The organism is Cupriavidus sp. D39 (assembly GCF_026627925.1).
Classification (GTDB): Bacteria; Pseudomonadota; Gammaproteobacteria; order Burkholderiales; family Burkholderiaceae; genus Cupriavidus; species Cupriavidus ulmosensis.
Genome location: NZ_JAPNLE010000009.1, coordinates 892,749 through 917,126 on the forward strand (window position 1 = coordinate 892,749; position 24,378 = coordinate 917,126).

The 24,378-nt window shown below is 62.2% G+C and carries 21 protein-coding genes and 5 pseudogenes; 17 read left to right on the plus strand and 9 right to left on the minus strand.

Going from position 1 to position 24,378, the window contains the following annotated elements; genetic code table 11:
* The first annotated feature begins 230 nt into the window (after positions 1 to 230).
* The 9 genes and pseudogenes from OMK73_RS15935 to OMK73_RS15980 all read left to right on the plus strand — a co-directional run bounded on the left by OMK73_RS15935 (position 231) and on the right by OMK73_RS15980 (position 7,834).
* The gene (locus tag OMK73_RS15935; RefSeq protein ID WP_267602895.1) at positions 231 to 872 is read left to right on the plus strand and encodes an isopenicillin N synthase family dioxygenase; all 642 of its coding nucleotides are present in this window, start codon (positions 231 to 233) and stop codon (positions 870 to 872) included.
* Between the two features lie 5 nt (positions 873 to 877).
* The gene (locus tag OMK73_RS15940; protein WP_267602896.1) at positions 878 to 1,237 is read left to right on the plus strand and encodes a 2OG-Fe(II) oxygenase family protein; all 360 of its coding nucleotides are present in this window, start codon (positions 878 to 880) and stop codon (positions 1,235 to 1,237) included.
* A gap of 13 nt (positions 1,238 to 1,250) precedes the next feature.
* Positions 1,251 to 1,652 (plus strand): VOC family protein, encoded by a 402-nt coding sequence (locus OMK73_RS15945; RefSeq protein WP_267602897.1) that lies wholly within the window; start codon positions 1,251 to 1,253, stop codon positions 1,650 to 1,652.
* Between the two features lie 63 nt (positions 1,653 to 1,715).
* Positions 1,716 to 2,810 carry a BMP family ABC transporter substrate-binding protein gene (locus OMK73_RS15950; RefSeq protein ID WP_267602898.1) on the plus strand — a complete coding sequence of 365 codons (1,095 nt, stop codon included), beginning with the start codon at positions 1,716 to 1,718 and terminating at the stop codon, positions 2,808 to 2,810.
* Between the two features lie 22 nt (positions 2,811 to 2,832).
* Positions 2,833 to 4,346 (plus strand): annotated as a pseudogene (locus tag OMK73_RS39235) (ABC transporter ATP-binding protein).
* A 274-nt stretch (positions 4,347 to 4,620) separates the two neighbouring features.
* A complete protein-coding gene (locus tag OMK73_RS15965) occupies positions 4,621 to 5,736 on the plus strand; it encodes an ABC transporter permease (protein WP_267602901.1) in 1,116 nt (371 codons plus the stop codon).
* A 78-nt stretch (positions 5,737 to 5,814) separates the two neighbouring features.
* Positions 5,815 to 6,663, plus strand: a complete 849-nt coding sequence (locus OMK73_RS15970) for an ABC transporter permease (RefSeq protein ID WP_267606397.1) — start codon at positions 5,815 to 5,817, stop codon at positions 6,661 to 6,663.
* A 65-nt stretch (positions 6,664 to 6,728) separates the two neighbouring features.
* Entirely contained in the window at positions 6,729 to 6,890 is a 162-nt protein-coding gene (locus tag OMK73_RS15975; protein WP_267602902.1) for a hypothetical protein, read from the plus strand.
* A gap of 107 nt (positions 6,891 to 6,997) precedes the next feature.
* Entirely contained in the window at positions 6,998 to 7,834 is an 837-nt protein-coding gene (locus OMK73_RS15980; protein ID WP_267602903.1) for an outer envelope protein, read from the plus strand.
* Between the two features lie 170 nt (positions 7,835 to 8,004).
* On the opposite strand, the pseudogene OMK73_RS15985 reads toward OMK73_RS15980, so the two are convergent.
* Both OMK73_RS15985 and OMK73_RS15990 read right to left on the minus strand, forming a co-directional pair.
* Positions 8,005 to 9,050 (minus strand): annotated as a pseudogene (locus OMK73_RS15985) (porin).
* Positions 9,051 to 9,701: 651 nt separating this feature from the next.
* Positions 9,702 to 10,652, minus strand: coding sequence for a LysR family transcriptional regulator (locus tag OMK73_RS15990; protein WP_267602904.1), 951 nt, complete (start codon positions 10,650 to 10,652; stop codon positions 9,702 to 9,704).
* A gap of 120 nt (positions 10,653 to 10,772) precedes the next feature.
* On the opposite strand from OMK73_RS15990, the gene OMK73_RS15995 reads away from it, so the two are divergent.
* From OMK73_RS15995 to OMK73_RS16020, 6 genes are all read left to right on the plus strand, one after another.
* Positions 10,773 to 11,474, plus strand: a complete 702-nt coding sequence (locus OMK73_RS15995) for a Bug family tripartite tricarboxylate transporter substrate binding protein (RefSeq protein ID WP_267602905.1) — start codon at positions 10,773 to 10,775, stop codon at positions 11,472 to 11,474.
* 4 nt (positions 11,475 to 11,478) lie between these two features.
* Entirely contained in the window at positions 11,479 to 12,525 is a 1,047-nt protein-coding gene (locus tag OMK73_RS16000) for a 4-hydroxythreonine-4-phosphate dehydrogenase PdxA (protein ID WP_267602906.1), read from the plus strand.
* 145 nt (positions 12,526 to 12,670) lie between these two features.
* Positions 12,671 to 12,862 (plus strand): hypothetical protein, encoded by a 192-nt coding sequence (locus tag OMK73_RS16005; protein WP_267602907.1) that lies wholly within the window; start codon positions 12,671 to 12,673, stop codon positions 12,860 to 12,862.
* A gap of 14 nt (positions 12,863 to 12,876) precedes the next feature.
* On the plus strand, positions 12,877 to 13,479 hold the full coding sequence (locus OMK73_RS16010; protein WP_267602908.1) for a YncE family protein: 603 nt from the start codon (positions 12,877 to 12,879) through the stop codon (positions 13,477 to 13,479).
* Positions 13,480 to 13,570: 91 nt separating this feature from the next.
* Positions 13,571 to 14,872, plus strand: a complete 1,302-nt coding sequence (locus OMK73_RS16015) for an MFS transporter (protein ID WP_267602909.1) — start codon at positions 13,571 to 13,573, stop codon at positions 14,870 to 14,872.
* Positions 14,873 to 14,885: 13 nt separating this feature from the next.
* Positions 14,886 to 15,875, plus strand: a complete 990-nt coding sequence (locus OMK73_RS16020) for an amidohydrolase family protein (RefSeq protein ID WP_267602910.1) — start codon at positions 14,886 to 14,888, stop codon at positions 15,873 to 15,875.
* A gap of 857 nt (positions 15,876 to 16,732) precedes the next feature.
* On the opposite strand, the gene OMK73_RS16025 is transcribed toward OMK73_RS16020, so the two are convergent.
* Positions 16,733 to 17,653: a LysR family transcriptional regulator gene (locus OMK73_RS16025; protein ID WP_267602911.1), complete on the minus strand. Its 921-nt coding sequence runs from the start codon at positions 17,651 to 17,653 to the stop codon at positions 16,733 to 16,735.
* Between the two features lie 122 nt (positions 17,654 to 17,775).
* On the opposite strand from OMK73_RS16025, the gene OMK73_RS16030 reads away from it, so the two are divergent.
* Positions 17,776 to 18,525 carry an SDR family NAD(P)-dependent oxidoreductase gene (locus OMK73_RS16030; RefSeq protein ID WP_267602912.1) on the plus strand — a complete coding sequence of 250 codons (750 nt, stop codon included), beginning with the start codon at positions 17,776 to 17,778 and terminating at the stop codon, positions 18,523 to 18,525.
* A gap of 55 nt (positions 18,526 to 18,580) precedes the next feature.
* Complete coding sequence (locus OMK73_RS16035; RefSeq protein WP_267602913.1) at positions 18,581 to 19,120, plus strand: carboxymuconolactone decarboxylase family protein; 540 nt, start codon at positions 18,581 to 18,583, stop codon at positions 19,118 to 19,120.
* A gap of 240 nt (positions 19,121 to 19,360) precedes the next feature.
* Here the strand turns inward: OMK73_RS16035 and OMK73_RS16040 are convergent.
* From OMK73_RS16040 to OMK73_RS16070, 6 genes and pseudogenes are all read right to left on the minus strand, one after another.
* Positions 19,361 to 19,816 (minus strand): annotated as a pseudogene (locus OMK73_RS16040) (IS5 family transposase); the annotation flags it as partial.
* A 63-nt stretch (positions 19,817 to 19,879) separates the two neighbouring features.
* Positions 19,880 to 20,179 (minus strand): group II intron maturase-specific domain-containing protein, encoded by a 300-nt coding sequence (locus OMK73_RS16045; protein ID WP_267600707.1) that lies wholly within the window; start codon positions 20,177 to 20,179, stop codon positions 19,880 to 19,882.
* A 5-nt stretch (positions 20,180 to 20,184) separates the two neighbouring features.
* Positions 20,185 to 21,131 (minus strand): annotated as a pseudogene (gene ltrA, locus OMK73_RS39240) (group II intron reverse transcriptase/maturase).
* A gap of 1,180 nt (positions 21,132 to 22,311) precedes the next feature.
* Positions 22,312 to 22,845: pseudogene (locus tag OMK73_RS16060) on the minus strand (IS5 family transposase); the annotation flags it as partial.
* A gap of 40 nt (positions 22,846 to 22,885) precedes the next feature.
* Positions 22,886 to 23,551 (minus strand): FAD-dependent oxidoreductase, encoded by a 666-nt coding sequence (locus OMK73_RS16065; protein ID WP_267602917.1) that lies wholly within the window; start codon positions 23,549 to 23,551, stop codon positions 22,886 to 22,888.
* A 202-nt stretch (positions 23,552 to 23,753) separates the two neighbouring features.
* Positions 23,754 to 24,203: a Dabb family protein gene (locus tag OMK73_RS16070; protein ID WP_324291737.1), complete on the minus strand. Its 450-nt coding sequence runs from the start codon at positions 24,201 to 24,203 to the stop codon at positions 23,754 to 23,756.
* Positions 24,204 to 24,378 lie beyond the last annotated feature (175 nt).

Genomic DNA, 24,378 nt, shown 5'->3' on the forward strand with positions numbered 1-24,378 from the left:
ATGCACCGATGGGGCGCGTCCGGATGCCGCGCTATGCCGCTCTCATGACGCTCACACACGGCACCCATAGGAATTTGTCCAAATGGTCCAACTTGGCACGGACGTTGCGTATCCGCTGGCGTCGCGTGCCTGCCGACGCCGCCCTCCCAGGAAACGGCTCCTTGCCCGCTACGCATATCACCCTCGACCACCGAGCGCCTGCTGGCGCCGTCCTTCCCGGGAGAAATTCGATGTCCCCAACGAGTGTCGGTGTTCCCATCATCGATCTGCAACCTTACTTCTCTGACACGCCGGAGGGCAAAGCCGCCGTTGCGCGCGCGGTGGACGAGGCCTGCAGCAGCATCGGATTCCTTGTCATCACGCAGCACCAGATCCCGCAGGACCTGATCGACCGCGTGTCGCGCGTCTCGCAGGAATTCTTCGAGCTGCCGCTATCCGACAAGCGCAAGGCCGACCGGCCCAGCCCCGACACAGTGCGAGGCTACAGCGCGGTGACAGAAGAGAGCCTTGCCTATTCCCTGGAGGAGGCCGCGCCCGGCGACTTGAAGGAGTCCTTTTCCACCGGCCCCGCGAACGTGCCTGACGATGAGTACCACCACGGCCCCGCGGCCGGCCCGCACTTCGCGCCCAACGTTTGGCCCGCGCTGCCAGGTATGCGCGAGACCTACGCTGAGTACTTCGCGGCGATGAGCGATCTGTCATGTTCGCTCATGCGCATCTTCGCGCTGGCGCTGGAGATGGAGGAGCACTACTTCGACGACAAGATCGACAAGCACATCAGCATGTTTCGCGTGCTGAGCTACCCGCCACAGGAAGAGACCCCCTGCCTGGGCAGCTGCGTGCCAGCGCGCACACCGACTACGGCAGCCTGACCATCGTGCTGCCCGACAGTCCGGGCCTGCAAGTAGCCTCCGGCGGAGGCTGGATCGACGTGCCGCACGTACCCGGCGCCTTCGTGGTGAACCTGGGCGATCTGATGATGCGGTGGACCAACGACCGATGGGTTTCCACGCTGCACCGTGTCGTGAACCCGCAGTTGGACAACATGCAGAGCAATACGCGGCGGCAGTCGCTGGTCTTCTTCCACCAGCCCAACTACGACGCCATGATCACTTGCCTGCCGGGCTGCACGGCACCGGGCGAGACGCCCCTCTACGCGCCGATCACCTCGGGCGACCACCTGACGTCCAAGTTCGTCAAGCAGACGACCTTCGGTGGTACCAAGATTGCGGCCTGATCGGGAGACATCGATGGCGCAACTCTCCTACGTCAACGTATTTGCCAAGGACGTGGTCGCGCTCAGCGGCTTCTACCAGCGTGTCTTTGGCTTCCCCGAGATCGAGGCGATCCGCTCTCCCATCTTCCGCGGCCTCGACACGGGCAAGAGCAGCCTCGGCTTCAACGCACATGATGCCTATGTGCTGCTGCAGCTCGGTAAAGGCGCGGACGACGTGTGCGGCGACAGCTTCCTCCTCAACTTCGACGTGGAGTCCAAGGCTGAGGTAAACCGCATGGTACCGGTGGCGCTGGAGGCCGGCGCCATGCTGTTGAAGGCTCCCTACGAAACCTACTACCACTGGTACCAGGCTGTGCTTCGCGACCCCGAAGGCAACGTTTTCCGCATCAACTACATGATGGACAGGCATGCATAGACGTATCGCACGCCCTTCCACCACAGGCCGTTTTTTCCTTCTCTCCCAACACAGAGGTTCATGATGAAATTGACGCGATCGATCGCCGGCTTGTTTGCCGGATTGGCCCTGCTAGGCACCGCCCTGCACGCCCAGGCAGAGGCGCCGGGCTTTACCTTGAAGAGCAAGCCCAAGATCGCCATGATCTACTTCGGCCCGAAGAACGATGGCGGCTGGACCCAGGCCTTCGACGAGGCGCGCGCGAAGGTCGAGGCGGCGCTGGGCCAGAAGATCCAGTTCGTGGAAAGCGTGCCGGAGGACGCATCGGCCATCAAGCCCGCCGCCGAGCGCTTCATCCAGCGCGGTGCCAACATCGTCATCGGCACCGCCTTCGGCTATTCCGATGCCTTCAAGGAGTTGGCTGCCAAGTATCCCGACGTGGCCTTCCTCAATGCCTCGGGCACGACGAACGGGCCCAACCTCGAATCATTTTACGGCCGCACCTATGAAAGCCAGTACTTGTGCGGCATGGCCGCCGGTGCTGCCTCCAAGAGCGGCAAGCTCGGCTTCGTCGCGGCCAACCCCTTCGGCGTGGTGAACTGGACGGTCAACGCCTTTGCGCTTGGTGCACAGAAGACGAATCCCAACGCCACGGTCACGGTAATCTACACCGGCGCCTGGAACGATCCGGTAAAGGAACGCGCTGCCGCCATGGCACTGATCGACCAGGGCGCCGACGTGATCGGCCAGCATGTCGACACGCCCACGCCGCAGCTGGTCGCGCAGGAGCGCGGCGTTTACGGCACCGGCCATCACCGTGACTTGCGCGCCTTCGCACCGAAGGCCACGCTGTGCTCCTCCGTCTGGGTATGGGACAAGTTCCTGATCCCCGAACTCAAAAAGATCGAGGCCGGCAACTGGAAGCCCGAGCCCCATGGTGCCTTCATCGCTATGAAGGATGGCGGCACAGACGTTGCCGGCTTCGGTGCGGCCGTGTCCAAGGACAAGCAAGCCGCCATCCTGGCCGAGCGCGACGCTCTGATGAAAGGCAAGCAGATCTACGCCGGCCCGCTCAAGGACCGTGACGGGAAAGAACGCGTGACCGCCGGCCAAGTGCTCTCGGACGCAGACCTCTGGAAGATGGACTGGTACGTCAAAAACGTGATCACGCAGAAATAATCAACAACCAACTGAGTAAGCCATGCCCGACGCCCTCTCCCTCTCCGGCATCCACAAGTCTTTCGATGGCTTCGTCGCCCTGGACCACGCGCATTTCACCGTCCGACGGGGCGAGGTGCATGCGCTGCTTGGCGAGAACGGCGCGGGCAAATCATCGCTGATGAACATTGCCGCGGGCCTGTACGCGCCCGAGTCCGGCACACTGCTGGTTGACGACAACCCCGTGCGGCTGGCCGGTCCGCGCGATGCGGCGCGCTATCAGATTGGTATGGTGCACCAGCATTTCAAGCTGGTGGCGCCGTTCACAGTGGCTGAAAACATCTTGCTGAGCCTGCCTGTGGCAACGGATGTCGCAGGCTACCGCAAGCGTCTGGCCAGGGTGCGCCGCACGATTGCGGAACAGGCGAAGGTGCTGGACTTCGACATCGACCCGGACCAGCGCGTGGCCCGGCTCTCGGTGGCCGAGCAGCAGCGCGTGGAAATCCTCAAGGTGCTGCTGGCCGGCGCTCGCATCCTGATCCTCGACGAACCCACCGCCGTACTGACCGACCAGGAGGCTGCACGCTTGCTGCAAACGGTACGGACTTTGGCACGCCAGGGGGCAGCAGTGGTGCTGGTCACGCACAAGATGGCCGACGTGAAGCGCTATGCCGACCGCGTGACCGTAATGCGCGGCGGACGCACGGTCGCCACAGTGGATCCGCGCGAGACGGCCGAGGCGGAGCTGGTGCGCCTCACCGTTGGCGAGGCGCCGCCGCCACTGGCGCGGCGACCGGCAAGGGCCGGCGCGCCGCGGCTGATCCTGCAGAGATTGTGCAGCGCAGCCTCCGGCGGCCCCCGGCACTCGATGGCATTGACCTCGTGGTGCATGCGGGCGAGATCTACGGCCTGGCCGGCGTGGGTGGCAACGGCCAGAGCGAACTCGCGCAGGCCATCATGGGCCTGCTGCCGGTAAGCGAGGGCACGATGGTGCTCGAAGGCTTCGGCGATCTGCCTTCCGCCTCCACCGTGCAGCGGCGCAGCCAGGGCATTGCCGCCATCCCGGCGGACCGCTATGGCCTGGCGCTGGCCGGCGGTCTGTCGGTGGCGGAGAACTTCGGCATTGGCCAGGTGCATGCAGGCCGCTATGGGCGCGCGATGCGCCTGGACCGCCGGCGCCTGGAAGCGGACGCCGCGGCAGCCGTGAAGGCCTTCGACGTGCTCGGTGTGCGCTCGGTGCGGCAGAAGGCCGCCCTGCTCTCGGGGGGCAATGCGCAGAAGCTGGTGATCGCCCGGGAATTCAGCCGCAACCCGCGGCTCGTGCTGGCCCACAGCCCCAGCCGCGGTCTGGACGTGCGTGCCGGCGCCCAGGTGCACGAACGGCTGCGGGCCGCGCGCGACGCAGGCGCCGCGGTGCTACTGATCAGCGAGGATCTCGACGAGGTCCTCGCTCTGGCCGACCGTGTAGGCGTGATTGCGCGCGGCCGCATCGTGGGCGAATTCGCCACGCCCGCCGACAGGCAGGCTGTGGGACAAGCGATGGTGGCCCATGGCTGAGCTCGCCCCCGCCGTCCCGGCCCGCTCCGATGTCTCGCGCAACAGTCCAATGTCCGGTCCGCCGCCCGAGGTGCCCGCACCCGCGCCGGCTCCTGCGCTCGCCCTCCCCGTTCCGGCCCCGGCTCATTCTCTACACGGATTTCACATGTCCACTTCCCTGCCCGAGGCACCTGCGCCTGTGTCTGCAAGTGCGCTTGCTACCCCTCATTCGGCCCACGGCGATGCCCCACACAGCGCTCCGATGTTGGCTTCCAAGCCCGAGACTCCAGCACTCGTGACTGCAATTGCCACGCCCCCGCCGTCCCGTCCACGCCGCGTGCCGCTACTGCAGCGCCGCTACACGCTGGAGTTGCGCCAGCAACTCAGCTGGCCGCAACAGGCTGCAGTGCTAACGCTGTCGGTGGCGGTCGGACTGCTCCTCTGCGGCGCCATCCTGGTGGCCGCGGGTGTGTCGCTCCAGGACCTGCTCAACGAGTTCATCGTCCAGACCTTTCTCGATGCGCAGAACTTCCGCGCGGTGCTGTTTCAGGCCGCGCCGATGGTGATGGTAGGGCTCGCTGCCGCCATGGCCTTCCGCGCCCGCTTCTGGAACCTAGGGCTGGAAGGCCAGATGATTTCTGGGGCGATCGGCGCCACGGCCATCTCCATGCACGAAATCGGGCCGCCGGGCTTGCGTCTGTGGTTCATGGCCGCAGCCGCCCTGCTCTGCGGCCTGGCCTGGGTAGTGGTGCCGATGACGCTCAAGATGCGTCTGGGCATCAACGAGATCATCTCTAGCCTGATGCTCAATTACGTGGCAGCCAACTTCCTGCTGCACCTTCTCTACGGCGCATGGAAGGACCCGAAGGACGCCTTTCCCTATTCGCCTAAATTCCAGGCATTCGAGCGCCTGCCCGACCTGCCGGGTGGCTACAGCAGCGCCATCGTGCTCGCCGCACTGGTAGCGCTGGCAGCGTGGTGGTTCGTGGAGCGCAGCCGTGCGGGGCTTTACCTGCGCTTCGTGCATGCCAGCCGGCGCGTCGCCGACGCCGTTGGCGTCCCGGTGCGGCGGCTGGTGCTGGGCGCGGTACTGCTCTCGGGCGCGCTGGCCGGACTGGCGGGCTTCATGGTAGCCGCGGGACAAGAAGGACGGCTCACGCAGGCCTTCTACAGTGGCTACGGCTTCTCGGGCATCCTGATCGCCTTCCTGGCGCGCAACAACCCGCTGGCCGCCAGCGTGGTCGCGGTGCTCGTGGCCACGCTGTTTGTGGCAGGCCGCAGCCTGCAAGTCTTCTACCAGATCCCGTTCTCGATGGTGCAGTTGATCCAGGCCATCCTGGTGATCTGTGTGGCCTCTTCAGATTTCTTCATCCGCCACCGGCTGCGCGCCGTGGCGCCACAAGGTACGTGATATGGACTTGATCGCTAACTGGCTCGGCAATCTACCGGATTTCGCCGTTCCCTTGCCCTGGCGGCGCTGGGCCTGATCATCTCTGAGCGTGCGGGTGTACTTTCGCTCGGCGCCGAGGGGCTGATGCTGGCGGGCGCGCTGGCGGGCATCGGCACGCAACTGGCCGTACACGAGCCCGGCATTGCTTTGCTGGCATCGATGGCGGCCGCCATGGCAGTGTCGGTGCTGTTCGCTGCAATGACCATATGGCTGCGTGTGAACCAGGTAATCGCGGGGCTAGCGCTGGTGTTCTTCTGCCAGGGCGTTACAGGCCTGCTAGGCACGGTGCTAGGCTGGACCAACCAGCCGGTAACCGGTCTGCCCGCCCTGCCCCTGGGACCCTTGGCGCAGTTGCCGCTAGTGGGCGGGCTGTTTCGGCAGAACCTGGTGGCCTATCTCACACCGTGCATCTTCGCGGCCGTGGCCTGGTACCTGCACCGGTCGGTTTCCGGCCTGCGCCTGCGCTCTGTCGGCGAGAACCCCCAGGCGGCTGATGCTGCCGGCATCCCCGTTCTGCGTTACCGCTTTCTGGCGGTGCTTGCGGGGTCTGCCCTGGTGGGGCTGGCTGGCGGCTACATCGCGGTCATCAGTACCAAGCTCTGGATCGCCGGCATGACGGGCGGGCGCGGCTGGATCGCTGTGGGCCTGGTCATCTTCGCACGCTGGGCCCCCTGGCGCGCCTTCGCGGGAGCGGTGGTATTCGGCGGCATTGAAGCGCTGATCCCGCAGCTGGCCGCAGCCGGAATTGCGCTGCCGCAGTACTTCTTGCTGATGACGCCCTATGTGGTCACGTTGGGCGTGATGGTGTGGGTGGCAATGACAAGGCGTGGCAGCGACGAGACGCCCGGTGCCCTGGGCGAGCCCTACCTGCGCGAGGAAAGGCGCTGACATACTACTGCAAACCATGCACGCCTAAGCGCTTGGGACGGTGCGTCTACGCACGGAAATAACGCATGCTTGACAACGACTCCTCATGCCGCATGACCATGGTAGCGCGCAACAACCAGATCGCGCTTCATCTTAAGAAAAAACATCCGTATGACACCAATTCAGCGCTTATTTCACATCAATTTTATCAAAATAAAACTGGCATAAAAATTGCTAACACTTTTTGATTGCTTTAAGCACTTTAGCTTTATAAATACGGCAATCATTTCCATAAGCATGCTTAATTTAGTCAGCTTAACTTTTTTCGTTGAAAACTCTCTTGTAAAAAAACAATATGGCAAAGCAATTGGCATTAAAGAATGGAAAGTTCGCACTCTGCGCACTGACAGCGGCAGGATCACTGACTTGCATCCAGCCGGCGAGCGCTCTCGAGTGGAGTGACACCTCGATAGGCTACCGCTACGGCACCAAGTTCGCCGAACCCTACGTGGGAGATGGCATTAGCAAGAGCATCTTCAATCTGACTCACGCCAGCGGGTATAAGTACGGCACTAACTACCTGAACGTCGACCTTCTGCAATCAGACAGCAAGGACCACAACGCACAGGAAGCCTATGTTGTCTATCGACACACACTCGATGCGGGAAAGGTCATCGACAAGGATCTCGAAGTCGGACCGGTCCGCGGCTTTGGACTGACCGCCGGCTTTGACTGGAACACGAAGAATGATCCTGGCTATGCATCAAAAAAGCGCATGCTTGTGGTGGGTCCCACCTTGATGATGGATGTGCCGGGCTTCCTCAACATTAGTCTGCTGATGCTGTGGGAAAGCAACCAGCCGGTGGGAGTCAGCAGCCGCTACCACTTCGAGGCACATCCAATGCTCAATGCAGCGTGGGGCATCCCGATTGCCTCGACGGGTCTCTCGTTTGAAGGATATATCAACTACATTGCTGCCAAGGGCACAAACGAATTCGGCGGCCCAACTTCGGCTGAACTGAATATCGACGCGATGATGATGTACGACCTCGGCACCCCTTTGCATATCGGAAAGAATACGTTGCGCGCCGGCGTTGAGTACCAATACTGGCGCAACAAGTTCGGCAACCCGCACTCGGTGCCGGGCTCGTTGGCTAAAACGCCCATGGTGCGGGTCGAATACCACTTCTGACGTATATATGCAGGGGAGATAGTCCAACTCCCTCATATCCGCGAGCAACGACCAGGGGCGTCGTCGAACACACGGTGCTTCGCAACGTGGCACCCTCCCCCAGTTTCTTTCCACTCCCGGGACACCAACCATTCCTAGCCTCGATGTGATGGTTGAGTATCTCGGGACACTCAGAATTTGTGTCGTAGCCCGGCCATGACGCCCAGGCGGCTGCCGTAGTTGTAGAACGGCGTGACGAAACTAGCCTGACCGCCCAGCGTGCGCCAAGCGCCCGAAAGCGTGGTGTAGTCGCTCTCCACGTACACATCCGTGCGCTTGCTGAAGGCATAGTCGAGCATAACCGAGCCGGTGAAGCGGTTGCCAGATTCGCCACTGTGCTTGAGCCGATCATAAGTACCCAGAGCAATCGCAGACCACGCCGAGTTGAGCGCGTACTTGACGCCGGCGTAGACGGCTTGGTTGCGATAGTCGGCAGTGTTGATCTTGCTATTGGTGTAGCCAAGGTAGAGCGTGGCAGGCCCCGCGTTGTAAGTGCCGCCCAACGTTCCCACCTTCTGGTTGCTGTTGGGCACCGTCACTCCGTAGTAGCTGGCGGTGTCGCGCATGATCTGGTAGCCACCGCCGACCATAAAGGGCCTGCGGCGTAGCTCAGGCTACCACCCGTCGAGGACGATCTGGCGATGCTGCCGGCAACTTCGCCAAAAGCATGTTGGGCCGCGATGCTGAATCCGCCGAAGATGCCGGCGTACTTCAGCATATTGTCCTGGCGGACGCCGCCGGTGTAATTGCCGCCCTGAAAGCCGACGATGGAAAGGTTGGCCAGCGCCATCGCGTCATAGCTTGCCATGACTTCGTGGATAACGGTGAACTGGCGGCCCAGTGTGACGGTGCCGAACTCACCCTGGAGCCCGACGAACGCCCTGCGGCCGAACAGCCGGTTACCTTGCAGACTCTGACCGGAGTCCGGGGCGAAGCCCGATTCCAGCACGAAGATCGCCTGGTAGTTGTTGCCAAGCTCCTCCTTGCCGAGCAAGCCCCAGCGGCTGCCGGTCAGCACGCCGTCGCTCATCTGCAGCTTGGCGTTGCCGGTGGCGTTCTCGTTGGTACTGTAGCGGATGCTGGTATCCACCAGGCCATACAGCGTAAGGCTCGACTGCGCCAGCACCGGTGTCGCCGCTGCTCCCAGGAACAATAGCGTGGTAGCGTTCTTCATCATTCTCTTCTCCATTTTCGGCCAGAAAATCGTTATCGTTGTCGTGATCTCGCAGGCATGGATGCGCTGGCATCCTCGCCTGCTGCAAGCGGCACGGATCCAAAGCGCGAGCGCATCCCTGCCGGCTCATTCGATGAGGGCGCGATGGACAATGCGTGCGGGAATCAGATCGTGCTTGGTAGCGCGCTGTTGCGCGCTTTCAGTCGGGCAGTTGGGGGCGTTCGGCTATGAACAGCGCAGCGGGAATGCGCGCCGTTGCCATGGAAGGTATGCCCGTCCACGGCAAACGCGTTCTGGTGCTTTCATCTTGTGTCTCCGGATATCGGCAGACCGCTCGGTAAGGCGAGCGCTGCAGCCTTTTTTGTGCCGCTAGTCTGCGAGATTGACGGGTGACGAACAATTGAAAATAACTGATCCGTGTATTCCTTGCGGTTATCTCGCTAGCGCCTCTACACGCGGCGCCGAAATTGATGCTCGGGTTGTCGGGAACTCGCTTTGCGCATCGGGCGACGAAATTGGATGCCATTGATGCCGCCTGCGGCAGCTAGCACATGAAGTGGATACGCCACGGACTTGCCGCGCAACGTCACCGACGTGGCCTGAACAACGTTGGTGACGTTGCGCGCGCAGTGCATGGCGCTCAGTCGGAATCGATCACGTGGTGGCGCCGCCCGGCTTAGCATGGAGCAGTTCCAGGAAATGCAGCGCCGCAAGACTCGGCGGCCGGTCCTGGCGAACAATGCTGCCATAGGTAGCCAGCTTCTGGCGGATCGGATACGCCACGATCTTTAACATGTGATGCTGGGCGTCGCGTCGAGCCACCGTCTCGGGAATGACACCGATCATCTCCGAGCGACGGATCAGGTTGATGGTTGTGAGTATCGAACCGGTCTCCACCAGCCCCCGTGGCAAGGCCGTGTGGTGGTCGCGAAATTCCCGCTCGATGACCTCGCGCATGGGGCTGCCGCAGGGTTGCAGGATCCACGGATAGGCCTGCAGCGCGGGGAAGTCCACCCGGTGCTTGCTGGCGAGGGGGTGATGGTTGCCGACGACCAGGGACAGGCCTTCGTCATCGATGGCTCGAAAAACGCAAGTCCGTGGCTCCTCCCCCACCATCCGCCCGATCACGACCTCCAGCACGCCTTCGTGCAACTGCGCAAGCAGACGATCGCTGGTGTCTACCGCGATCTCGATCGCAAGCAACGGAAACTTCTCCTTGAGCCCAACCAGCGCCTCGGTCAGCCGACCGGGCGACGCCGCCATGATGCTGCCCACCGCGAACCGCCCCGCGCTGCCGAGCCTCAACTCGCCCAGATCGCGGTTGAGTGCTTCCATGCTGCCGCGAATGCCACGGAAGTAGCCCGTCACCCGCTGGCCTGCCGCATTGAGCAACAGGCCTCGGCCCACGCGCTCGAACAGACGCTGCCCCAGCGCATCTTCGAGCTCATGGAGCATTTTCGTTGCAGCAGGCTGTGTGAGTCCGAGTTCGTCGGCCGCCGCTCTCAGGGTCTTGCGCTCCTCGATGGCCAGCATCAGCGCAATCTGCCGCATGCGAAGCCGATTGAGCAGCAACGGGGTTGAATCCTGCTTGTCAATGGAACCCAAACCAATCACTCCAGGTTATAGATCGATCAAGTTCTTTCAATATACCGAGATCAATCGCCCGCCTACTATACGGTCAACCGGCGCGGCGTACAAACCAAAAAATCAAACTGGAGACAACTCATGAAAGCGGTGATCGGCACGACGATCGCCGTCGTGCTTTTGCTCGCGGCGTCCATCGTATCGGCGCGAGACTGGCCGACGCGACCAGTCCGGATCCTGGTGGGATCCGCCCCCGGTGGCATAGCGGATTCAGTCGCGCACGCCATCGCGGATCAGTTGGGCCCCATGCTCAAGCAAGCTGTATTCGTCGAGAACAAGCCGGGTCGCTGGAACACGCTGGCAGCCGAGGCGACTGCCAAGTCGACCGACGGCCACACGTTGGAGTTGGGCATTGGAGCCGCCCACACGATCGTCCCTCACCTGCTGCCTATCGGCTACAACGGCAACCGCGATCTGGTGCCGGTGGTCTTTGTGGGCGATATCCCCAATGTGCAGGTAGTGAGCCACGGGTCGCATATTGATTCGCTACAGAAGCTGATCGAGCTATCGGATGTACCGACGGTGGCAGAGGCTGGTGCCCCTGATGTCGAGATAAGCGCCTGGTACGGGATCTACATGCCTGCCAGCGCACCGAAGTCGGTCCAGGACACGGTGCACGACACGATCAGCACTGTGCTGAAAACACCGGCACTTGTCGCCCGGCTCCACAGCATTGGCGCCGAGATCACACCGATGACCCAACTGCAGTTTATGGCCTTCCACGCCGCGCGATACCAGCGCTACGGCAACATTATCCGCAAGAACCACATCCGATTGGACTGACCCCATGATGTCTTCAACAAAACCCGTGGTCGCGCTCACGCTCGGCGATCCCGCCGGCATCGGCCCCGAACTGATCGCCAAGCTGCTGGCCAAGCCGGCAGCGGCGGCCATGGCCAATATTGTGCTGGTCGGCGATCGCTGGCTGTGGGCCGATGGACAGCGCACCGCCGGCGCCGAGGTGGCAATGGACGATGTGGCTTCGCTTGCCGACGTCCGGGACAGGCCCGACACGGCGCGGCCAGCTTTCCTCGCGGTCCAGAGCATCGCAGCCGCCGACGTGCAGCGCAGCCGGGCCGGAGCGCCGGGCGGCCGGTCGGTGCTGCAGGTACTGGACCAGTGCATGGACGCGACGCTCGCCGGCGACATCGACGCGATTTGCTTCGCGCCGCTCAACAAGCAGGCCATGAAGCTCGGGGGCCTGCGCCATGAGGACGAGCTGCATCACTTCGCCGAGCACCTTGGCGTGACCGGCTACTTTTGCGAATTCAATACGCTCGGCGATCTGTGGACCTCCAGAATCTCGTCCCACGTACCGCAGAAGGACGTGGCCGGCCACCTCAGCGTCGAGCGCATCGAACAGGCGGCCGAACTGGTGTATCGCTCGCTACTGGCCAATGGCGTGACAGCGCCGAAGGTGGCGGTGGCGGCCTTCAATCCCCACGGCGGAGATGGCGGCGTGTGCGGCCGCGAGGAGATCGACATCATCGAGCCGGCGGTACGCGCGCTGCAGGCCCGCGCCTGGCCAAGCGACTGTCCCTTCCACGGACCCTTCCCGGCCGACACCATCTTCCTGAAGGCACTGGCCGGGGAGTATCAGGCCATCGTCACCATGTACCACGACCAGGGCCAGATCGCGATCAAGCTGCTGGGCTTCTCGCGCGGCGTGACGGTGCAGGGTGGCCTGCCGATCCCCATCACCACGCCGGCCCACGGCACCGCCTACGACATCGTGGGCCAGGGCAAAGCCAACGTGGAAGCAACGTGGCAGGCCTTCCAGATCGCTTGCCGCATGGGCACCGCGCATTATCAGCGGGCAGGCACTCCCGCATGAACCCTTCCCACTCCGGAGACCCAATGACATCCCCCTCAAAGCCGTACTGGTCGAGAAATTCGGCAATAGCTTCAGCGGCTATCACCTGGACACTGGTGCGCTGGCCTTTCGCGCGCAGCTGCCGGCATACCCCCACGAATTTGTCGTGGATTCTCGCGGCGCGTTCGCCTACGTCGGCCACTATGGCGTGCAGACCTATGCCCACGAGGGCCTGGGCGGGCACGAGGTCTTCGTGGTGGATATCGCGCGCGGCGAGCATGTCGCCTCGCTGGACTGCGCCCCTATCACCGTATCCACGGCCTGCAGATCGACCGGCAGGATCGTGTCTATGCGCTGAGCGAACATGACAACATGCTCCTGGTTTTCGATCAGCCCCAGGAAAGCCGGGTGCCGGCGCGCACGGTGCCGGTAGGCGGCGTGAAGAGCCACCTGTTCGTCGTGCGCCGCGACGGTGAAAAGGCCTATGTGACCAACCTGCAGTCGCACAACGTCACGCTGGTGCATCCGCACGATCCTTCACAGGCGCCGGTGGCGGCTAGCGTCGGCGGGCGGCCCGAGGGCTGCTGCCTGAACCACGACGAATCCATCCTCTACGTGGCGAGCCGGGATGACGCCACCCTGTCGATGCTGGACGCGTCCAGCATGCAGCTGCTGGCGACCGTTCCCACCGGTGAGGACCCGACCCGCATCTACCTGTCGCGCGACAACCGGCTGTTCGTCACGAACTACGGCGAACGCAGCATCGGTATCTACGACCCCGAGACCCTGGCCGAGCTGCATCGCGTGCCGACCGAGCACAAGCCCATCGCACTGGCATTCCATCCGACGGAGTCCTTCGCCTATATCCCGCTGAACGATAACAGCGTCGCGAGGCTGGATCTGAAGACGCTGGTGCTTTCACACGCGTTCCCGACCGGCAAGGAGCCCGACGGCCTGGTAGTGCTGGGCGGCTAGACGGCACCGCCGAGGCGGCAACAGGCCACAACACAAAGAGAAAACAGGCGCCGCGTCGGGACTCCCGAACGGGCGCCATCGTGGAGACAACATGACAACCCTCAATTCAAGCGAGCCGGCGAACCTGGCCGCGTCGGCCTCCGTGGCCGCGATTCCGCGCAAGCGCTGGCTACGCATCATCCCGCCCATCCTGCTGGCCTGCATCATCTCCTACATGGACCGCGTCAACATCGCCTTCGCCATGCCCGGGGGCATGAGCGCCGGGCTCGGCATGACCGCTAGCATGGCAGGCCTGGCAGGCGGCATCTTCTTCGTCGGCTACCTGTTCTTGCAGATTCCCGGCGGCCGGCTCGCGGCGCTGGGCAGCGGCAAGAAATTCATCGCGTGGTCGCTGGTGGCATGGGCCGTGATCTCGGTGCTGACCGGCCTGGTCACCGAGGTCTGGCAGCTCCTCACGCTGCGCTTCCTGCTCGGCGTGGCCGAGGGTGGCATGCTGCCCGTGGTGCTCACCATGGTCAGCAACTGGTTTCCGGACCAGGAGCGCGGACGGGCCAACGCCATGGTCATCATGTTCGTCCCGCTCGCCGGCATGATCACCGCCCCGCTGTCCGGCGCGATCCTGGCAACGATGGACTGGCGCTACCTGTTCCTCACGACGGGCGCGCTGTCGCTACTGTTCCTGTTCGTCTGGATCCCGTTTGCCAGTGACAGCCCGGAGAAGGCGAAGTGGCTGTCGCCCGGGGAAAAGGACTACATCCTTTCCTCGCTGAGGGCCGAACGCAACGCGGCGCGCGAGAAGGCGGTAGTTTCGGCATCCTTCGGCGCGGTGCTGCGCGACCCCACCATCTGGCGCCTGATCGCGCTCAACTTCTTCTACCAGGCCGGCATCTATGGCTACACGCTGTGGTTGCCCACCATCCTGAAGAACCTAACGCACGGCGGCATGGGGCAGGTCGGCATGCTGGCCATCCTGCCCTATATCGGGACCATGGCCGGCATGTGGGCGACCTCCTACCTCTCCGACCGCACAGGCATGCGCCGGCACTTCGTAACCGGTCCGCTGCTGGGCTTCGCACTATGCCTGTTCCTGTCCGTACATTTTCAATCGTCCGTCGCACTGTCCTACCTGTTTCTGATCGGCAGCGGCTTCTTCCTGCAGGCCGCCGCTGGCGTCTTCTGGACCATCCCGCCCAAGCTGTGCAGCGCGGAGGTGGCCGGCGGTGCCCGCGGGCTGATCAATGCCCTGGGCAACCTTGGCGGGTTCTGCGGACCCTACGCGGTGGGGGTGCTGATCCAGCGCTACGACGGTGGCGTTGGGGTCTACTGCCTGGCCGGCGCGCTGGTGCTGGCCGCCGTGATCTCGAGCACGTTGCCCGCTCGTTGCGAGCGCTGAAGAGAGACCCGCCATGACGACGGCATCTACGTCCTCCCACCCGGCACGCCCCGACGACGAGCCAGTACCGATCGTCGACGCGCACCACCACCTGTGGGACCTGTCGCAAGGCCACTACCCGTGGCTGCAGGAGGACTACGACCCACAACGCTTCTTCCTCGGAGACTACCGGGCACTGTGCCGGGACTTCCTGCCGGTTGACTATCGGGTTGCGGCCCGGGGCGTTCGCGTGGTTGCGACTGTCCATGTCGAGGCCGAGCGTTGCCGCGACGAGCAGGTGGCCGAGACGGCTTGGCTGCACGAGCTTAACGAGAAGCACGGCCTGCCGCGTGCGGTCGTGGCACACGCCTGGTTCGATCGTCCGGACACCGAGGAACGTCTGCTGCAGCACGTGCAATACCCGCTGGTACGCGGCATCCGCAGCAAGCCCGTGACCGCGCCGTCGCCCGCGCACAGCGTGCGCGGGCAGCCCGGCACCATGCAGGACGAAGCGTGGCTGCGGGGATTCTCCCTGCTCGAGCGGTACGGGCTGAGCTGGGACCTGCGCGTGCCCGCGTGGCACCTGGCGGATGCCGCGGAGGTGGCGCGGGCGTTTCCCGGCGTGCCGATCGTACTCAACCATCACGGTTTCGCCTGGGACCGCAGCGAAGACGGCTTGCGCCGTTGGCGCGCATCGATGGCAGTGCTGGCGCGTGAATCCAACGTGCACGTAAAACTCTCGGAGTTCGGACTGCGCGACCAGGCCTGGGATTGGCACGCCAACGCCGCCATCGTGCGCGACACCGTCGCCATTTTCGGCTGGCAGCGCTGCATGTTCGCGAGCAACTTTCCGGTGGCCGGGCTACGGATCAGTTTCGGTGATCTGGTGCACGGGGTCCTGCGCATGCTGGACGGACTCTCGCCGTCCGAGCGACATGCCGTGATGTGCGGGAATGCATTGAGTTTCTATCGCATCGATCCCGCCTCCCTTCCCTACTCCATCCATGATGAGGTGAGTAACTGATTGCTTCCATCATCGTCTAAGACTTGCGTTGGCACCCCGCGATGGCATGCACGTGTGGCGCGAACGGGCTGACTTTTCCAACGGTGATACGCGGGAAGCGGGCGGCTCTTTCGCATGGCAGGCGCGCCATCGTTCGGACGCGCTTGCCTATTGCACGAAGCACGGCAGTCACGTTGCCATCGTTGCGCGCTGTGCTTCCTGCTCTTGGCGCTGCCCTACGCTCCTGAATTCACCTAGACGCTGGAGTTCGGAAATTGCCCGCTCGCCATGGAAACATATCGCCGGAAAAGTGATTCGGTATGACTCGGTCCTAAACTCCCGCGAAATACATTCACGATCTCGCCGGTGCAGAAGGCCGCATGGGTCCGCTGGTTTCGTTTCCCTGCTACTTCGACGCACTACGCATTCGCGGCAGCATCGAGAACTTACGCAAGTGGGCCGGAGCACGCGGTACTGGCGACAAGACGATTCGCGACTTGGGCTTTCTTCACATTTGGCAGTGGGCTATTGGCCGCTACTGCGCATTCGGCAGAAACGGCATGCGCCGCAGTGCGAGTAAGAACGTAGATCTCGTGCGATAGACCAATGTCTGCTTGCCGGCTAACATGAGGCGAGCACCAATGGCGCTTTCAGTTTCCGCTGGCCGGCCCGAGCGGACTGTCATAGCTGCCCAGGGCGGTCTTCCCTCTATGGCGAGCTCGACGCCGGTCCTCTGATCAACGTGCATCGCCGCGTTGCCCGGCGGCACGATGTGCACCGGCGAGCCGATTCCGCCCCCGCACACCCTGCAGCCGATCGTTACTGAGCTTGGCCAAGTGGTGTTAGTGCGTTGTTCGTCTGCTGCATCTTCCTTGGTCTCAACCACGATCCAGTGCCTTGCCGACATATTCGGCGAAGGCTTTGACTTTGGCCGAATGCCGACGCTCGCTGGGGCTGACCAGATGAATCGGCATGGCGACCGTTTCCCAATCCGGCAACAACTGCTGAACCTCGCCGCTGGCAAGCTCCTCGTCGAAAAGCCATGTCGGCGAATAGCCGATGCCCATGCCTGAGAGGACCGATGCCCTCATCACCTCACTGCTGTTGGTTTGCAGATTGCCTTGCACCCGCACGATACGCGTCGTTCCCACGGGTTCAGGAGCGCCAGGGCCGGCCGTAAAACTCCAGGCATTGTGCGTGGCCAGCTCCGTGTAGACGAGACAGTTGTGGTAGATCAGGTCTTCAGGAAGACGTGGCCTTTTCATCACGCCCGGCAGCGAACGCAGGTAGTTGCGATGCACCACCACCATCCGGCAGGTCGTCCCTATGCGCCTCGCGACCAGGCTGCTGTCCGACAACTCGCCGATGCGCACCGCCACGTCGATACCTTGTTCCACCAGGTCGATGAAACCGTCGTGAAGACGCAGGTCGATCTTCACGCCGCGGTGCTCGGCCAGAAACGACTGCACCAGCGGCATGAGCTTCAAGCGCCCAAAGCCGACCGACGCCGCAATCCGAAGCCAGCCCGACAACTGCTGCTCACCGACTCGCAAGGCGCTCTCGGCCTCATCAATTTCCGCAACGAGGCGCCGCGCCTGCTCGAAGTAGCGCGCGCCTTCTTCGGTCAGCGCGAGCGACCGCGTGGTGCGCGTCAGCAGCTTAGCTCCCAGTTCGCGCTCCAGCGCCGCGACCTGTTTGCTCACCGCGCTCTGCGTCGTATCGGCCTCGTGGGCCACCGCTGAAAAGCTCCCTGCTTCCACGACCCGCACGAAAGTCTTCATTGCTTGCAGTTTGTCCATGGTCTTCGATATATGCCCAACTGGAATTAGTGATATGACCATACACCATCTATATCGGCGATCCGGAATCAGTCAAAGTTCACTTACGCAAACGCGCAACCCCACCCCCAAGGAGCACTGACATGAACCAACCCGTCGTCGTGATCACTGGCGCATTGACCGGCATCGGTCGCGCCACTGCCATCGCCTTCGCTAACGAAGGAAACAGCGTCGTCATCAGCGGTCGCCGCGAAGAAGCGGGCCAGGCGCTCGCCGCCGAACTGCGCGCGCTCGGTGCCGAAGCTGAATTCGTGCGCGCCGACGTGCGCTCCGAAGCCGATGTTCGCAACCTCATCGAGCAGACCCTCGAGCGCTTCGGCCGCCTCGACGTCGCGGTGAACAACGCCGGCACGGAGGGCCAGATGGGGCCGATCGTCGAGCAGTCGGCTGCCAACTACGAAGACACATTCGCCGTCAACGTGCTGGGCACGCTGCTGTCCGTCAAGCACGAGATGCGCGCGATGCTGGCCCAGGGCTCGGGCTCGATCGTCAACCTCTCGTCGATCGCAGGCCAAGTCGGCATTGCCGGCGCTTCGGTCTATGCGGCCAGCAAGCACGCTGTCGAAGGCATCACGAAGAGTGCGGCTCTCGAAGGCGCCGCCGCCGGCGTGCGTGTCAACGCCGTGGCTCCCGGCCCTGTGGCCACCGAGATGCTCGATCGCTTCGTCGGCGGCAGCGAAGAGGGCAAGGCGGGCTTCCTGTCCACGATACCCGCACGACGCGCCGCCGCCCCGGAGGAGATCGCCCGAACCATCGTGTTCCTCGCCAGCGACAAGGCGCGCTACCTCACCGGACAGTCCATCGCCGTCGACGGCGGCTATACGGCGCAATAGCGCGTCGACTAACCCCACCTTATCACGTTACTTTTTTCAACCCAGGAGAACCAGCATGACCACCATCAACGTCCCGACCCGCGACGAAGTTTCCCCGGCCAACCAGGCCATCTTCGACAAGCTCAAGAGCAGCCTTGGCACCGTTCCTAATCTCTACGCGACGCTCGCCCATTCCGAGAATGCGCTGGGCAACTACCTCGCCTTCCAGAACGCGAAGAGCACCATCACCGGCAAGGCCCGCGAAGTCGTCAACCTGGTCGTGAGCCAGGTGAACGGTTGCGAGTACTGCCTGGCTGCGCACACGGTCATCGGCAAGATGAGCGGTTTCACCGACGAGCAGATCCTCGAGATTCGCAGTGGTAGGGCGAGCTTCGACGCGAAGTTCGATGCACTGGCCCAGCTCGTCAAAAACATCGCGGTCAACCGCGGCCATGCGGGCGCGGCGCTGGTCGATGCCTTCTTCGCCGCAGGCTGGACCAAGGCCAATCTGGTCGACGCGATTGTCGTCATCGGCGACAAGACGGTGACCAACTATCTGCATGCAACGACACGCGTGCCGGTGGACTTCCCGGCTGCGCCCCAGTTGCCTGCCTGATCGTAGCCGCCGGGTGGGACGTGCACGTCACGCGATGGCCGTGCTGTCCGCCTCACCCGGCCAAAGATAAAGGCGGACGGTCTCCGCCTTTTCTGTACCTTTAAGGCTACGCTGAAGAAGCCGCCGTTTTCGTCGACGGCCTGCTGCTGAATTTCGGAATGAGAGATCAGCGACGCGATTGGTTCGATTTTCTTGCCCCGAAGGGCCTTGTAAGCGGGTCTCCCGACCCACTTTGGCCGCTCATGGACGCACCTGTGCCATGAGCCGCTCGCGGCTCATGTAGATGTTGCTCAACGCCAGTGCTGTGAAGGCGCGCGTGGCGTTCTTCGCCAGGCCGCGATAGCGCACCTTGACGAAACCCCATAGTCGCTTGACCACCGCAAAGACGTGCTCGACCCGCGCACGTATCTTCGACTTGTTGCGGTTCTTCGAGCGTCTGGCGTCATCGACTTCACCACTGCGCCTGCGCACACGCTGGTTGGTAAAGTCCTTCGCGTGCGGTGCCTTGCTGGCAATGAGTTCCTTCTGGCTCGCATAGGCGCTGTCGCCGTACACACGCCGCTCGGCGCCGTGCAGCAGAGCCGGCAGCGGATGCTTGTCATGCACGTTCGCAGCCGTCACTACCGCGCTGTGTGCCAGTCCCGTCTGGCTATCCACGCCGATGTGCAGCTTCATGCCGAAGTGGTAAGTAGACCCGGGGAACCGCCCCCGAGCCTCTCGCAGAACCGTACGTGACACTCTCGCGTCATACGGCTCCCGCTATCCAGCCGGTTGCGTAACCACACGCCAGTGAGCGAACAGCATCGGGTTGGTACGGCGCATCCTGTCCAGCCAGTCAGCACTTCGTCGCTTGCGTCTGTGCAGACCCTTGTACTTCCGTCGGGCCCAACGCTCAAGAGCGCAGTCGATGTGCTGGAAGATGCGAAGCATCGCAGTCTTGTAGAACGCGCCATAGTAATTCCACCATCCCTGTATCACTGGGTTGTACAGTCTCGCCACATCGGCAAGCGTTACATGAGTCTGGCGATTGAGTCGCCAACCCCGCACTGCCTGCCGCATCCGCTTCAAGGCACTCTCGCTGGCGCCCGGCAGGAAGCTGGTAAAAGACCCCCTTGCGGGCTGCGCGCCTTCCTCGGCCTGAACGTAAAACCGAGAAACGTAAAGCTCGCATGCGGATGGCGTTCGCTGCGGTTGCTGTCTCTGCAGTACACGATCTTCGATTTCTCCGGATGCATCGTCAGCCCACAAGCTGCCAGCCGTGTTGCAATGGACCGCATCACGTATTCCGCCTGCTTGCGGCTATGACAGTGAACAACCGCGTCATCCGCGTAGCGGGCAAACGGACAGTTGGGGCTGGTGCGGTGCATCCATCGGTCGAATGTGTAATGCATGAACAGGTTCATCAGGATCGGACTGACGACACCGCCCTGGGGTGTCCCCGCGTGCGGGGCACACGTACCCCGTCCGTTGTCTCGAACGGTGCAACCAGCCACCGTTCGATGTATAACAGTATCCAGTCTTCCCTGATGTGGGTGCGCACCGCTTTCATCAGCAGCCCATGATCGATCTGATCAAAGGCTGCCTTGATGTCAAATTCAACCACCCAGTCATATCGCCAGCAGCGTTCACGAGTGATCGCCACCGCCTGCTTCGCCGACCGCCCCGGCCGGTACCCGTAGGAGTCCGGATGGAAGATCGCGTCGAGACCCGGCTCAATGACCAGTTTGACTACGGTTTGCGCTACACGGTCTGCGACCGTGGGCACCCCCAGCTTTCTCGTGCCTCCCGACGCCTTGGGAATCTCCACCTGCTTAACCGGTGGCGGGAAATACGACCCCGATGACATCCGGTTCCACAGCTTGTACAGATTCTTCGACAGGTTCTGCTCGAACTCGGCGATGGTTTCATCGTCGATCCCGGCAGCTCCACGGTTGGCCTTGACCTGCCGGTATGCCTCCCATACCGTGCGCTTCGCAATGTTGTACGGCTTCGCCGATTTCACGCCGCTCATCCCCGCAGGTTGACCGCGTTCATCGGCAGGATAACGCCGCCCCTTCGCTCCATTCCCATTACAGGAACTTCAACACTACTACGGACGGCTCCGCCCCTCACTCCAGCATCGGTATTCTTCCTCATGGTGTCTGCCATTTGTCATTTCCCTTCACATCTGGAGCAAGGTTCTCCCGTTCCGTACCAAAGCCTGCGCTGAGATCATGCCGCCTATACACCGGCTGCCACCGGGCCCGTAAACAGGTGTCGTCCCGGTTTGTCCTGAAGCAAGTGGCCAGCCTCAGTTTCGACAGCGTCCTGGCCATAACGATGCGTCATCGGACGGTTGCCGGGTCGGCCGGTGGAATTTCACCACCAGCCGCCCACAGAACCGTGCGTAAACCTCTCGATTTACACGGCTCGTCCCAGCCGTTCTCCTGCTACCTTGCGGCGGCAGATCGACGCGGAAGATCAAGGCTCATCCCGGTTTCCCGGTTGGCGGCGACCTTCTTTGAGCTGAGTCATCCCCTTCGCTCCACTCCCATTACAGAAGCTTCATCACTACTACGGGATGATCCGCCCCCTTCATGTGCATCGGTACTTTCCCCTTCGTGGTTCCCACTTATAAGGTTTTCCCTTGGCATCACATGAAGAGTTCCCAAGTTCCGTACCTAAGCCCGGATTAGATTCACGCCACCTATACACCGGACACCGCATGGCCAATAAGCAGGTTCCCGCCATGCTGCTCCTGGGAAGAAAGCACGTCCCCAGTTTTGATGTCGTTTGAAGATGAGTTTCGATGCGTGATCAGTGGTTCACTTTCGTTCGTCTCTCTAATCCATACATGACGTGTTCGACCACGCCTTTTAACCGTAACGTTCACCACCGCAGCGTTTCCGACTGAAGCAGCTTACGGCTGTTTGAAGCCTGCGCCTGCACGCCGGCTTCGGAGGGCCTTCCTCCATCTCAGGTACAGCATCGCTTTCGCACATGCGAACGCGTTCTTGGCACAATGCTTTCGCTCATCTTCTCAGCACGTACCTGCCATCCTCTGCGGATGACTTCTCCGGTCGCTCACCACCACGCCTTTTGAACGCAGCAGCACCGGGTGGTTTGGAGCCTGCTCCTGCAAGCCGACTCCGGGAGGCCTTCTCCCATCTTCAGTACAGCATCGCAGGCTCAGCCTGCGTTCGTGACACACACCACTGCTGGCCTTTCCTCGTCTGATGCATTTCGGGGTCTCGCGCCTTGTCCGCATTCTTCGTGGAACTGGGCGCCCCGATGATGGTGGCATCCACGATCGTGCCGGTGCCAACCTTCAGCCCCCGCCCTTGCAGTACTTCGCCGACCTTGGCGAACAACTGCTCGCCGAGCTTGTTGCGCTCCAGCAGCCGGCGAAACTTCAACAGCGTCGTGCCATCGGGAACGCGCTCGCGCCCCAGGTCAATCCCAACGAATCGCCGCAATGCGGTGCTGTCCAGCAGCGCCTCCTCGCACGCTTCATCCGCCAGGTTGAACCAGTGCTGCACAAAGTGCATGCGCAGCATGCGCTCCAGACCAACTGGCGGGCGACCGCCTTGACCCTTCGGATAGTGCGGCTCGACAACCTCGCACAACTGCGTCCACGGCACGATCTGCTCCATCGTCTCAAGGAACACATCACGTTTGGTTGGCCGACGGTACTGTTCGAATCCGGCGCCTTGATCGGCCGCCATCGCAAGGGTCTGTTGTTTCATCCGCATTTAACGATTCACCGCCCAACGGCGTTGACCTTTTTCAGCGTAGCCTTAGCTCATCACCCAGGTGATTTCGTAACTCGTCATCAAATCCGCGCAAGATCTGCGAGCCACGATGAAGTTGCACCACCTTTCTGCCAAGCCCGTTAAATATCCCTGCGAACTCGCAGGCAATATATCCGCCTCCGACAATCGCAATCCGGTCTGGGGCGGCAGGCAGATCAAAAGCGTCGTTCGACGTGATCATCAACTGCGCGCCGGGCACAGCCGGCATGGCAGGTGTCGCGCCCGTCGCGATCAGAATGGTGTTCGCGGATACTGAGGTCCCATTTATGGTGATCTCATTCGGTCCCGAAAATTGCGCCCGCCCAGTGAAAATCTCAACTCCTGCGGCCTCGAGCAAGCGCCGATAGATGCCTTCAAGTCGGGTTATTTCGACATTTTTTGCCGCGATCAGCGAAGTCCAGCTATGGCTCGGATCCATCCGGCTCCAGCCAAAGCCGGCCGAGTCTGCAAAGCCCGGTCCGAACTGCGACGCGTACATCAATAGCTTCTTGGGGACGCAACCCCGGATAACACAGGTCCCGCCCAAACGGTATTCCTCGGCGATGGCGACTCTCGCGCCATGGCCAGCGGCGACGCGCGCGGCTCTCACACCGCCGGATCCTGCTCCGATCACGAACAGGTCAAAATCGTAGTTTTGCATGGGCACTCTCTGTTAAACGCCAGCCACATAACGGGCGTATGCCGTCGTATGCACGCTCAAAACGGTTGTCTTATCGCGGCCCTTTCAAGCGGTCTGGGGATTCGGGTAGGGATGTTTGACGGCCCATATCCGCAGCGGGGTCGTAGAGCGGTCTGCGGAAGCACTCGCTTGTCCTCACAAGAAACGTCTCTTCATACGGGCACTACTCTGCAAGATAGTCAACTTGATAGCGGGTGATCCGTAGATCAGCCAGTTCCCGCTTGACTCGCAAGTGCTCGGGATGGATTGCATAGGAGTCGAGTGCCTCTCTGGACTCGAATTCTGAATAAAGAACGACATCACACGCGTAATCGATACCACTGACGTCGACGCCGATCTCGAGTGCAGTCAGGCCCGGTATCAGCGCCTGCAAACCGTCGAAAGCCGCTCTCACCCGACGGACGCTGTCGGCCTTCTCATCGGGCGTAGTGCCTCTCAGGTTCCACATCACAATATGTTTAATCATTTTTAAACGCTCTTTCCAAGAGTATTTCGGATCGCGCCCTCGCTGATGTTGATCCTTGCGAGATCGGAAGCTGATTTCGAGGACGATATGGCGGAAGACACTCTGTGCGGCGACGCTAGGAGATTCGGATCGTCTAGCCGTCACCATGATGTGACTTTATGCGAAAGCCGAGCGACGCGGCACACCATCCCAGCAAATCAGTTTCCCACCAGGCGGGATACGCTTTATAAGTAGAGTGCTCAGAACTGGCAAATGCCCGGATGTTCAATCCAACGCCTACCGGCCACAATGGGGCTTACTCGTTTTTACGCCGAGCCGGCAA

Bases quoted from the DNA above. Each gene is read 5' to 3' on its own strand.
- OMK73_RS16030 (WP_267602912.1), top strand. From the start codon at position 17,776: ATGAACCAACCCGTCGTCGTGATCACTGGCGCATTGACCGGCATCGGT.
- OMK73_RS15945 (WP_267602897.1), top strand. From the start codon at position 1,251: ATGGCGCAACTCTCCTACGTCAACGTATTTGCCAAGGACGTGGTCGCG.
- OMK73_RS16065 (WP_267602917.1), bottom strand. From the start codon at position 23,551: ATGCAAAACTACGATTTTGACCTGTTCGTGATCGGAGCAGGATCCGGC.
- OMK73_RS16045 (WP_267600707.1), bottom strand. From the start codon at position 20,179: ATGCGGCAGGCAGTGCGGGGTTGGCGACTCAATCGCCAGACTCATGTA.
- OMK73_RS16020 (WP_267602910.1), top strand. From the start codon at position 14,886: ATGACGACGGCATCTACGTCCTCCCACCCGGCACGCCCCGACGACGAG.
- OMK73_RS16025 (WP_267602911.1), bottom strand. From the start codon at position 17,653: ATGGACAAACTGCAAGCAATGAAGACTTTCGTGCGGGTCGTGGAAGCA.
- OMK73_RS16035 (WP_267602913.1), top strand. From the start codon at position 18,581: ATGACCACCATCAACGTCCCGACCCGCGACGAAGTTTCCCCGGCCAAC.
- OMK73_RS15950 (WP_267602898.1), top strand. From the start codon at position 1,716: ATGAAATTGACGCGATCGATCGCCGGCTTGTTTGCCGGATTGGCCCTG.
- OMK73_RS15980 (WP_267602903.1), top strand. From the start codon at position 6,998: ATGGCAAAGCAATTGGCATTAAAGAATGGAAAGTTCGCACTCTGCGCA.
- OMK73_RS16070 (WP_324291737.1), bottom strand. From the start codon at position 24,203: ATGGTGACGGCTAGACGATCCGAATCTCCTAGCGTCGCCGCACAGAGT.
- OMK73_RS15975 (WP_267602902.1), top strand. From the start codon at position 6,729: ATGCTTGACAACGACTCCTCATGCCGCATGACCATGGTAGCGCGCAAC.
- OMK73_RS16010 (WP_267602908.1), top strand. From the start codon at position 12,877: ATGCTCCTGGTTTTCGATCAGCCCCAGGAAAGCCGGGTGCCGGCGCGC.
- OMK73_RS16000 (WP_267602906.1), top strand. From the start codon at position 11,479: ATGATGTCTTCAACAAAACCCGTGGTCGCGCTCACGCTCGGCGATCCC.
- OMK73_RS16015 (WP_267602909.1), top strand. From the start codon at position 13,571: ATGACAACCCTCAATTCAAGCGAGCCGGCGAACCTGGCCGCGTCGGCC.
- OMK73_RS15995 (WP_267602905.1), top strand. From the start codon at position 10,773: ATGAAAGCGGTGATCGGCACGACGATCGCCGTCGTGCTTTTGCTCGCG.
- OMK73_RS15935 (WP_267602895.1), top strand. From the start codon at position 231: ATGTCCCCAACGAGTGTCGGTGTTCCCATCATCGATCTGCAACCTTAC.